Genomic DNA, 10,462 nt, shown 5'->3' on the forward strand with positions numbered 1-10,462 from the left:
GGCCAGCAGGCCGTAGACGATCGGCGAGTTGGCGAGCAGGCCGTCGCGGGCCATGCAGGCGATCACCGCCAGGCAACCGGCGACGATGCTGGCGATCGCTCCCTGCGGACTGGCCCGACGCCACAGCAGCGCGCCGACGATCGGCACCAGCAGGCCACCGACCAGCAGGTTGTAGGCGATGCTCAGGGCCGCGATGACGTCATTGACCAGGCACGCCAGGACCAGCATCGCCACCCCCATCAGCAGGGTGATGCAACGGCTCAGGCGGATGTCGCTGGTGGTACCGGGGCGCAGGAAGCGCGCATAGATGTCTTCCTGCAGCACGGTGGCCGCCGCCAGCAGGCACCCGCTGGCGGTGGACATGATCGCCGACAGTGCGGCCGCCACCACCAGGCCGCGCAGGCCCGGCGCCAGTACCTCGCGGGTGATCTCGGCGTAGGCGTTCTCCGGCACCGCCAGGTCCGGCAGGAGGACCCGCGCCGCCGCGCCGATCAGCGCGCAGGCGGCGCCGTAGAGCATGCAGTAGACGCCGGCACCAAGCCCGGCGTAGCGCACCACCGTCTCGCTGCGCGCGGTGAACACCCGCTGCCAGATGTCCTGGCCGATCAGCGCGCCGAAGAAGTACAGGAGGAAGTAGGTGAGGATGGTATCCAGGCCGATGTGGCCGAGGTCGAAGAAGCCCGCCGGCAGCACCTCCTGCATGCGCGCCAGGCCACCGGCGCCGTCGATCGACAACGGCAGCAGGACCAGGAAGATACCGACGGTCTTGATCACGAACTGGATGATGTCGGTCAGCGTAAGCGACCACATGCCGCCAATCACCGAATAGACGATGACGATCCCGCCACCGCAGAGGATCGCCGGGATCCGCGGGATGCCGAATACCACTTCGGTGACCGAGCCGATGGCGATGGTCGCGGTGACCGCCACCATCAGGTCGTAGGCGACCATGACCACCCCGCCGATCAGGCGCGAGGAGGCCTGGTAGCGCTGCTCCAGCACCTGGGTCACGGTGAACACCCGCAGGCGCGCGATCTGCCGCGAGAACACCAGACTGAGGACGATGATCCCCAGGCCGAGCATGAACACCAGCCACAAGCCGGACAGGCCGAACTGGTAGCCGAGCTTGACCGTACCGATGGTCGACGCGCCGCCGAGCACCACCGCGGCCATGGTTCCCAGGTAGAGGCCGGGGCCGAGGCGGCGTCCGGCGACGAGGAAATCGCTCTGGCTCTTCGCCTTGCGCATTCCGTACCAGCCCAGGCCCAGCATGGCCAGGGCGTAGACCAGCATGATCAGGTAATCCAGCAACATCGCCCGCGCTCCTTTTCTTGTTGTTCTGCGTGACGCCCGGCGTGGCGCCTGGGCACGCCGAAGATAGGCCGGGCGCCGCCCGGGCTGAATCCCGGATCGGGCAAGTCGACTTGCGGAGGAAGAGAAGTATCGGCGGGGCGTCGCATTGGCGACGCCGAAACGCAACGCGCCGGCAGGAGCCGGCGCGTTGCAGAGGCGGCTGACGCACCCGCGAGGGCGCGCCAGGCGTCAGGCGGGACGCAGCGAGTAGGTCTTCAGTTGCGCGGCGAACTCCTTCAACGACTGGATACCGCTGGCTTCCGCCTCATGCACCCAGTCCTTGATCGCCGCCAGCATGTCGTGGCCGTTGGCGCTGGTCTTGGCCCAGATCTGCTGCAACGCCAGGCGCTTCTCGTAGATCACCTTCAGCGCCTGGCTGTGGGCGAGCATCGAGTCGATGCGCACGTGGTGGCGGTCCTGCAGCAGGCTGGTCTCGCGCGACAGCAGGCGCTTGGCGCGGCGGAACAGGTGGCGCACCGACTCGTCGGCCTTGGCCACTTCCTGTTTGACCAGCGGCGCGATCACCAGCTTGCGGTACTGCGCCATGATCTGGAAGCGGTTGTTGAGGATCGCCATGGCGGTATCCATGTCCAGGCTGTGCTTGCCTTCGACCCGATGGGCGATCGGCGCAACCCGGGCGACCCTGGCCAGGCGCAGGAAACTGAACAGCTTGATCCAGGCCCAGCCCAGGTCGAATTCCCACTTCTTCACCGACAGCTTGGCCGAGTTCGGGTAGGTGTGGTGGTTGTTGTGCAGCTCTTCGCCACCGATGAGGATGCCCCAGGGCACCAGGTTGGTGGCGGCGTCGCGGCATTCGAAGTTGCGATAGCCGACCGCGTGGCCGAGGCCGTTGACCACGCCGGCGGCCCAGAACGGAATCCATGCCATCTGCACGGCCCAGACGGTCAGGCCAAGGGCGCCGAACAGGGCCAGGTCGATGAGCGCCATCAGCACCACGCCGCCGATCGGGAAGCGCGAGTAGAGATTGCGCTCGATCCAGTCGTCCGGGCAGTTCTTGCCGTAGATGCGCAGGGTGTCCTGGTTCTTCGCCTCGGCCTTGTACAGCTCCGCGCCTGCGCGCAGGACGGTGAACAGGCCCTTGTGCACCGGGCTGTGCGGATCCTCGACGGTCTCGCACTTGGCATGGTGCTTACGGTGGATCGCGGTCCATTCGCGCGTGTTCATCCCTGTGGTCAACCACAACCAGAAACGGAAGAAGTGCTGCAACGCAGGGTGCAGGTCGAGTGCACGGTGGGCGGAATAGCGATGCAGGTAGACGGTCACGCTGACGATGGTGATATGCGTCAGCACCAGGGTAACTGCCACCAGTTGCCAGGGCGACAGGTCGAGAAAACCGTTGAACCACATAGGCGGTACTGAACCTCGGGGGGATTTGGGAGTGATGAGGGCCTTGTCTGACAAAACCTGGGGGCATTATCACCAAGCGGCTGGGGATTACCATCCGTTCTTTTAGATATGAACAGGGCCGGATGGCCATCATTTATACTGCCCGGCCAATAATTGCCCACTGAAAATCCCATGAGCCCCCGCCTGAGTGCCCTTCGCCTGAGCCTGGCTTATCTCGCAATCGCCATCGCCTGGGCGTTCCTGAGCGATCATTTGTTACAAAACCAGGTCCAGGACCACGACCAGCTGGTGTTCTGGATGACCGCCAAGCGGCTGTTCTTCTTCGCCGCAACCGGCCTGCTCCTGTACCTCTACCTGGTACGCCAATTCCGCCGCAAGGCCCAGGCCTACGACGAACTGCACGGCAGCGAGCAGCGCCTGAACCGTGCCCTGGAAGCGGTGCGCGACGGTCTCTGGGATTGGGACCTGGTGACCGACCGGATGTTCGTCTCGCCGGGCTACGCCGCGCTGATCGGCCTCGCTCCGGAGGAACTCGGCGACCCCATCGAGACCTGGAAGAAGCGCCTGCACCCGGAAGAGTACGCCACCGTGCTGGAGGCCCACCGCAACCACCTGCAGGGCCTGACCGACAATCTCGACCACATCTACCGCCTGCGCCACAAGGACGGCGACTACCGCTGGATCCACTCGCGCGGCCGGGTCCTCCGCGACGCCCTGGGCAAGCCGCTGCACTACACCGGCGTGGCCCGCGACATCACCCTGCAGCGGCTCAAGGAAGACCACCTGCGCCAGGCCGCGGCGGTATTCGACAGCACCCGCGAGGGCGTTCTGGTCACCGATGCCCAGGCGGTGATCGTGCACGTCAACCCTTCCTTCGAGCGCATCACCGGCTACCGTTCCGAGGACGTGCTCGGCAAGACCCCGGCGATCCTCCGCTCCGGCCGCCAGGACCAAGCGTTCTACCAGCGCCTGTGGCTGGCCCTGCGCGAGCAGGACGTCTGGAGCGGAGAGATCTGGAACCGTCGCAAGAGCGGCGAGATCTACCCGCAGTGGCTGCACATCCGCGCGGTGCGCAACGACCAGGGCCAACTGACCCACTACGTCGGGGTGTTCTCCGACCTGAGCAGCATCAAGCGCTCGGAGAACGAGCTGGACTTCCTCGCCCACCACGACTCGCTGACCGGCCTGCCCAACCGCGTGCTGCTGCGCGAGCGCATCGAGCAGGCGCTGGAGAACGGCAAGGACCGGACGGTGGCCGGGGCCCTGCTGCTGATCGACCTCGACCACTTCAAGCACATCAACGACAGCCTCGGCCATACAACTGGCGACATGCTCCTCAAGGAGGTCAGCAAGCGCCTGCAACACCAGCTCGACGAGCGCTGCCTGCTGTCGCGACTGGGCGGCGACGAATTCGCCATCCTCGTCGAGAACGACGACCCGGAAGCCGTCGCGCGACTCTCGCAGCGCATCCTCGACGGTTTCAACGCGCCGTTCGACATCCACTGCCAGCCGATCTATATCAGCGCAAGCCTCGGTGTCAGCCTCTACCCGGAAGACGCCAGCGACGTCGACCACCTGATGCAACACGCCGACGCCGCGCTGTTCCAGGCCAAGGACAGCGGGCGTAACGCCTACGCCTTCTACACCCGCGTGCTGACCGCCCGGGCCCGCGCCCATGTCCAGGTGGAATCGGCCCTGCGCCATGCGCTGGAGCACGACGAACTGCGCGTCCACTACCAGCCGGTGCACGACCTGGCCAGCGGGCGGATCGTCGGCGTCGAGTCGCTGGTGCGCTGGCAGCATCCCGAGCGCGGCCTGGTGCCGCCAGGCGAGTTCGTCCCGGTGGCGGAGGAATGCGGGCTGATCGCCGCGCTGGACAACTGGGTGCTCAAGCGTGCCTGCCGGCAGATGCGCGAGTGGCAACAGCGCGGTGTCGAGCTGGAGTTCGTCGCGGTCAACGTCTCCAGCCGGCTGTTCAACCGCGGCGGCCTGGAAGAAAGGATCGCCAATGCCCTGGAAGAGTCCGGGCTGGAGCCCCGCTACCTGGAGCTGGAAGTCACCGAAAGCGCGGTGATGGAGGACTTCGAGCAGTCCCTCAACCTGCTCTGCCGCCTGCGTATCCTCGGCGTGAACCTGGCCATCGACGACTTCGGCACCGGCTATTCCTCGCTGATGCGCCTCAAGCGGCTGCCGGTGCACAAGCTGAAGATCGACCAGGGCTTCGTCGCCGGCCTGCCCGGCGCGGTGGACGACGCCGCGATCGCCCGGGCGATCGTTGCCCTGGCGCAAAGCATGGGCCTGCGGGTGGTTGCCGAGGGTATCGAGCACCAGGACCAGGCGCTGTTCCTGCGCGAACATGGCTGCGACTTCGGCCAAGGCTACTGGTACGGACGGCCGCAACCGGCGGAAGCGCTGCGCTTCGACCTGCCGCCCGTGGCGCTGCCGGAAGACTGAGCCTGGCGGCGAAGCCGGGCCGCTTCGCCGTCTTATAACCACTTTACCTATAAAGATTCTTAAACAATATTTTTAAGAATATTGCCCACTGCTTACTATGCGCCTCACGCCGCCTCCACTTCGTCGAGCAACGCGGCACCTCGAGCCACAGGAGCAGAGACCCATGAGCGCAACCCTCAGAAGCCTGGATGGCCAGGACGAAGCCACCATCCTGCGTGAAATCCAGAGTGCCCTGCGCGGCCTGCGCTTCGGCGCCGTCGAGATCACCGTGCACAACGGCCAGGTGGTGCAGATCGAGCGCAAGGAAAAATTCCGTCTGCAGCAACCGGCCGTCAAGCAGGCCTGAAGCACACGACCCGACTGGACCACCGGAGGCGTCTCGCCATGAACATCCGTTCGATACCCCATCCGCACCGGTACTGCAGCTGTCGGCCGCGAATGCGCGCCTGACGCCCCGTGTTCCCGTCGTTCCGCCAACACCCCATTAGAACAATCGAAACAGCACACACCTAGGAGCTGCACATGTCCCTTCGTCGTTTCGCCCTGGCCGCACTCGCCAGCGCCCTGGTCTCCGGCCCGGTTGCCGCGGCCACGCAACTGCTGAACGTTTCCTACGACCCGACCCGCGAGCTGTACCAGGCCTACAACGCGGCCTTCATCAAGCACTGGAAGGCCCAGGGCGGCGAGGACCTGACCGTCCAGCAGTCCCACGGCGGCTCCGGCAAGCAGGCCCGCGCGGTGATCGACGGGCTCAAGGCCGACGTGGTGACCCTGGCCCTGGCCGGCGACATCGACGAACTGCACAAGCTCGGCAAGCTGCTGCCGGCCGACTGGCAGGCACGCCTGCCGGACAACAGCACCCCCTACACCTCGACCATCGTGTTCCTGGTGCGCAAGGGCAACCCCAAGGGCATCAAGGACTGGGGCGACCTGACCAAGGAAGGCGTGGAAGTCATCACGCCGAACCCGAAGACCTCCGGCGGCGCGCGCTGGAACTTCCTCGCCGCCTGGGCCTGGGCGAAGAAGCAGTACGGCAGCGACGAGAAGGCCAAGGACTACGTGCAGGCGCTGTACAAGCACGTACCGGTGCTCGACACCGGCGCCCGCGGCTCGACCATCACCTTCGTCAACAACCAGATCGGCGACGTGCTGCTGGCCTGGGAGAACGAGGCGTTCCTGGCGAAGAAGGAACAGGGCGGGGAAAACTTCGAGATCGTCGTACCCTCCATCTCCATCCTCGCCGAACCGCCGGTCGCGGTGGTCGACAAGGTGGTCGAGAAGAAAGGCACCCGCAAGGTCGCCGAGGCCTACCTGCAATACCTGTACAGCGAGGAAGGCCAGCGCATCGCCGCACAGAACTTCTACCGGCCGCGCAACCAGAAGGTCGCCGCCGAGTTCGCCACGCAGTTCCCGAAACTGAACCTGGTCACCGTCGACTCCGATTTCGGCGGCTGGAAGACGGCCCAGCCGAAGTTCTTCAACGACGGGGGCATCTTCGACCAGATCTACCAGGCGCAATGATCGCGACGGCAGACCCGTCGCCCGAACCACGGCCCCTCTCCCAGACCCTCTCCCGGACGGGCGAGGGGGCTAGCAGGCCCGGTCCCGTACCGGGCCCACTGCCGGAAGGAACCGGCACCGGGAGAGCCACCAAGCGTTCCAACGCAGAGTAAGGACAGAACATGTCACGACGCATTTCCCCGGTCATACCCGGCTTCGGGCTGACCCTGGGATACACCCTGGTGTACCTCAGCCTGCTGGTCCTGATCCCGCTGGGGGCCATGTTCCTCAAGACCACCCAGCTCAGCTGGGAGCAATTCTGGGCCATCATCAGCGCGCCGCGGGTGCTCGCCGCGCTCAAGCTGAGCTTCGGCACCGCGCTCGCCGCCGCCGTGCTCAACGGCTTGATCGGCACGCTGCTGGCCTGGGTCCTGGTGCGCTACGAATTCCCCGGACGGAAGATCATCGATGCCATGATCGACCTGCCCTTCGCCCTACCCACCGCCGTCGCCGGTATCGCCCTCACCGCGCTCTATGCGCCGGCCGGCCTGGTCGGCCAGTTCGCCAGCGACCTCGGCTTCAAGATCGCCTATACCCCCCTGGGGATCACCCTGGCGCTGACCTTCGTGACCCTGCCGTTCGTGGTCCGCACGGTGCAGCCGGTGCTCGCCGACATTCCCAAGGAAGTCGAGGAAGCCGCCGCCTGCCTCGGCGCCAGGCCGCTGCAGGTGTTCCGCCATATCCTCGTGCCGGCGCTGCTGCCGGCCTGGCTGACCGGTTTCGCCCTGGCCTTCGCCCGGGGCGTCGGCGAATACGGCTCGGTGATCTTCATCGCCGGCAACATGCCGATGAAGACCGAGATCCTGCCGCTGCTGATCATGGTCAAGCTGGACCAGTACGACTACACCGGCGCCACCGCCATCGGCGTGCTGATGCTGGTGGTGTCCTTCATCCTGCTGCTGCTGATCAACCTGCTGCAGCGTCGCATCGAAACCCCGTAAGGAGGGCGCCATGTCCAGTGCAAGCATTTCCGCTGCCACCGCCAGCGCCTCCCGCCGCGGCAACGCCGGCGGCCGCCTGGCCCTGATCGTCCTGGCCTGGCTGGTCTTCGCCCTGTTCCTCCTGCTGCCGCTCTACGTGGTCCTGAGCGAGGCGCTGAAGCAGGGTTTCGGCACCTTCTTCGAGGCGATCCTCGAACCCGACGCGCTGGCCGCGCTGAAGCTGACCCTGATCGCGGTGGCCATCTCGGTGCCGCTCAACCTGCTGTTCGGCGTCGCCGCCGCCTGGTGCGTGAGCAAGTTCGAGTTTCGCGGCAAGAGCATCCTGGTGACCCTGATCGACCTGCCGTTCTCGGTCTCGCCGGTGATCGCCGGCCTGATCTACGTGCTGTTGTTCGGCGCCCAGGGCTACTTCGGCGAATGGCTGAGCGACCACGACATCCAGATCGTCTTCGCGGTGCCCGGCATCGTCCTGGCGACCCTCTTCGTCACCGTGCCCTTCGTCGCCCGCGAACTGATCCCGCTGATGCAGGAACAGGGCACCCAGGAAGAGGAGGCCGCCCGCCTGCTCGGCGCCAACGGCTGGCAGATGTTCTGGCACGTGACCCTGCCGAACATCAAGTGGGGCCTGATCTACGGCGTGGTGCTCTGCACCGCCCGGGCGATGGGCGAGTTCGGCGCGGTGTCGGTGGTTTCCGGACACATCCGCGGCGTCACCAACACCCTGCCGCTGCACGTCGAGATCCTCTACAACGAATACAACCACGTCGCCGCCTTCAGCGTCGCCAGCCTGTTGCTGCTGATGGCGCTGGTCATCCTTCTGCTCAAGCAGTGGAGCGAATCCCGCATGTCCCGACTGAAAAGCAATGCTGACGAGGAATGAACCATGAGCATCGAAATCCGTAACGTCAGCAAGAACTTCAACGCCTTCAAGGCCCTGGACGACATCAACCTGGACATCCAGAGCGGCGAGCTGGTGGCCCTGCTCGGCCCCTCCGGGTGCGGCAAGACCACCCTGCTGCGGATCATCGCCGGGCTGGAAACCCCGGACGCCGGCAACATCGTGTTCCATGGCGAGGACGTCTCGCAGCACGACGTGCGCGACCGCAACGTCGGCTTCGTCTTCCAGCACTACGCGCTGTTCCGCCACATGACGGTGTTCGACAACGTCGCCTTCGGCCTGCGCATGAAGCCCAAGGGCGAGCGGCCGGGCGAGTCCGCGATCAAGGCCAAGGTCCACGAACTGCTCAACATGGTGCAGCTCGACTGGCTCGCCGACCGCTATCCCGAGCAGCTCTCCGGTGGCCAGCGGCAGCGTATCGCCCTGGCCCGCGCGCTGGCGGTGGAGCCGAAGATCCTGCTCCTCGACGAACCCTTCGGCGCCCTCGACGCCAAGGTGCGCAAGGAGCTGCGCCGCTGGCTGGCGCGCCTGCACGAGGAGATCAACCTGACCTCGGTGTTCGTCACCCACGACCAGGAAGAGGCGATGGAAGTGGCCGACCGCATCGTGGTGATGAACAAGGGCGTGATCGAGCAGATCGGCTCGCCCGGCGAGGTCTACGAGAACCCGGCCAGCGATTTCGTCTACCACTTCCTCGGCGACTCCAACCGCCTGCAACTGGGCAACGACCAGCACCTGCTGTTCCGCCCCCACGAAGTGTCGCTGTCGCGTTCCGCGGTGGCCGAGCACCGCGCCGCCGAGGTCCGCGACATCCGTCCGCTGGGGGCGATCACCCGGGTAACGCTGAAGGTCGATGGCCAGGACGAACTGATCGAAGCCGAAGTGGTGAAGGACCACGACAGCTTGGCCGGCCTGGCCCGCGGCGAGACCCTCTACTTCAAGCCGAAGGCCTTCCAGCCGGTGGCCAATCTCTGATCCCCGGCGGGTTCAGCCCGCCGTGCGTTCCGCCAGGCCGCGCAGTCCCGCGCGGCCCTTCGGCGACACCTGCAACGCCCGCGAGCCGTCCTGCGGCCGCAACCAGCCCTGGCGCAAACAGGCCTCCAGCAACGCCGCCCCCAGCGCGCCGCCGAGGTGCGGCTTGCGTTCGCTCCAGTCGGGGCAGGCGCAGGCGAACTGCCGACGGCGGCGGCGGACCTCCGCCAGGTCGATCCCCAACCCGGCCAGCCCGGCCTCGCCGGTCGCGCTCAGGCGCAGCGTCCTGCCCTCCTGCTCGATCCAGCCGGCATCCAGCATCCGTGCGAACACACCGACCGCGAGTTCGCCGGCCAGGTGGTCGTAGCAGGTCCGCGCCTCGCGCAACGCCGACGGCGTGCCGTGGCTCGGCGGCAGGCTGCGCCGCTGCGGCTGCAGGGCCAGGGAGGCGCTGGCCAGCGCTTCCACCGCCTGTCCCACTTCGGGCCCGGCCAGGCGATAGAAGCGATTGCGCCCGCGCGCCTCCAGGCTCAGCACGCCGCCCTCGACCAGCCGTCCCAGGTGGCCGCTGGCGGAGGACGGCGAGACGCCCGCCAGCAGCGCCAGCTCGCTGGCCGGGCGGGCGCTGCCATCCATCAGTGCCCAGATCATCTGCGCGCGGCCGGGATCGGCGAGCAGCGCCGCCAGCGAACTGAAGCCGGGATTGAATTGCATGCTTCACCTCCGGATGAAACATTGCCTGTCGACGACGAGAGATACTGGCCGCCATCGCCCGTTCGCGCCAGCCCGAGACAAGGAAGAACCCGCATGTCCGTCGACCTCCACGCCCTGATCCCGCTGATCGCCCTCACCTTCCTTCTCGCCGGCTTCGTCAAGGGCGTGGTCGGCCTGGGCCTGCCGACGGTCTCGGTGGGTC

General features: G+C 66.5%; 9 protein-coding genes. 6 read left to right on the plus strand and 3 right to left on the minus strand.

The features are described 5' to 3' along the window. Together FFS27_RS21090 and desA are read right to left on the minus strand one after the other, a co-directional pair. Positions 1–1,314: sodium:solute symporter (locus FFS27_RS21090; RefSeq protein WP_137952188.1), on the minus strand; the 1,314-nt coding region annotated here is incomplete at its 3' end. A gap of 228 nt (positions 1,315–1,542) precedes the next feature. After that, positions 1,543–2,721, minus strand: coding sequence for a delta-9 fatty acid desaturase DesA (gene desA / locus FFS27_RS21095; RefSeq protein WP_003084252.1), 1,179 nt, complete (start codon positions 2,719–2,721; stop codon positions 1,543–1,545). A gap of 171 nt (positions 2,722–2,892) precedes the next feature. Between desA and FFS27_RS21100 the strand changes: the two genes are divergently transcribed. From FFS27_RS21100 to FFS27_RS21125, 6 genes are all read left to right on the plus strand, one after another. Further along, the gene (locus tag FFS27_RS21100; protein WP_003084250.1) at positions 2,893–5,175 is read left to right on the plus strand and encodes a putative bifunctional diguanylate cyclase/phosphodiesterase; all 2,283 of its coding nucleotides are present in this window, start codon (positions 2,893–2,895) and stop codon (positions 5,173–5,175) included. 163 nt (positions 5,176–5,338) lie between these two features. After that, complete coding sequence (oscA, locus tag FFS27_RS21105; protein ID WP_003084246.1) at positions 5,339–5,521, plus strand: sulfur starvation response protein OscA; 183 nt, start codon at positions 5,339–5,341, stop codon at positions 5,519–5,521. Positions 5,522–5,697: 176 nt separating this feature from the next. Then, complete coding sequence (locus FFS27_RS21110) at positions 5,698–6,696, plus strand: sulfate ABC transporter substrate-binding protein (protein WP_003084243.1); 999 nt, start codon at positions 5,698–5,700, stop codon at positions 6,694–6,696. Positions 6,697–6,857: 161 nt separating this feature from the next. Beyond that, the gene (gene cysT / locus FFS27_RS21115) at positions 6,858–7,676 is read left to right on the plus strand and encodes a sulfate ABC transporter permease subunit CysT (protein WP_003084241.1); all 819 of its coding nucleotides are present in this window, start codon (positions 6,858–6,860) and stop codon (positions 7,674–7,676) included. Between the two features lie 10 nt (positions 7,677–7,686). Then, positions 7,687–8,556, plus strand: a complete 870-nt coding sequence (cysW, locus tag FFS27_RS21120) for a sulfate ABC transporter permease subunit CysW (RefSeq protein WP_003084239.1) — start codon at positions 7,687–7,689, stop codon at positions 8,554–8,556. Between the two features lie 3 nt (positions 8,557–8,559). After that, positions 8,560–9,549 carry a sulfate/molybdate ABC transporter ATP-binding protein gene (locus FFS27_RS21125; RefSeq protein WP_003084237.1) on the plus strand — a complete coding sequence of 330 codons (990 nt, stop codon included), beginning with the start codon at positions 8,560–8,562 and terminating at the stop codon, positions 9,547–9,549. 12 nt (positions 9,550–9,561) lie between these two features. Here the strand turns inward: FFS27_RS21125 and FFS27_RS21130 are convergent, their stop codons facing one another. Continuing rightward, complete coding sequence (locus tag FFS27_RS21130) at positions 9,562–10,260, minus strand: ArsR/SmtB family transcription factor (protein WP_003137212.1); 699 nt, start codon at positions 10,258–10,260, stop codon at positions 9,562–9,564. Positions 10,261–10,462 lie beyond the last annotated feature (202 nt).

Origin of the sequence: Pseudomonas sp. 2VD, assembly GCF_005503585.1 — a bacterium.
GTDB classification, from domain to species: Bacteria; Pseudomonadota; Gammaproteobacteria; order Pseudomonadales; family Pseudomonadaceae; genus Pseudomonas; species Pseudomonas aeruginosa.

Coding starts and splice junctions, on each gene's coding strand:
- desA (WP_003084252.1), bottom strand. CDS start 2,721: ATGTGGTTCAACGGTTTTCTCGACCTGTCGCCCTGGCAACTGGTGGCA.
- cysT (WP_003084241.1), top strand. CDS start 6,858: ATGTCACGACGCATTTCCCCGGTCATACCCGGCTTCGGGCTGACCCTG.
- FFS27_RS21100 (WP_003084250.1), top strand. CDS start 2,893: ATGAGCCCCCGCCTGAGTGCCCTTCGCCTGAGCCTGGCTTATCTCGCA.
- cysW (WP_003084239.1), top strand. CDS start 7,687: ATGTCCAGTGCAAGCATTTCCGCTGCCACCGCCAGCGCCTCCCGCCGC.
- oscA (WP_003084246.1), top strand. CDS start 5,339: ATGAGCGCAACCCTCAGAAGCCTGGATGGCCAGGACGAAGCCACCATC.
- FFS27_RS21130 (WP_003137212.1), bottom strand. CDS start 10,260: ATGCAATTCAATCCCGGCTTCAGTTCGCTGGCGGCGCTGCTCGCCGAT.
- FFS27_RS21125 (WP_003084237.1), top strand. CDS start 8,560: ATGAGCATCGAAATCCGTAACGTCAGCAAGAACTTCAACGCCTTCAAG.
- FFS27_RS21110 (WP_003084243.1), top strand. CDS start 5,698: ATGTCCCTTCGTCGTTTCGCCCTGGCCGCACTCGCCAGCGCCCTGGTC.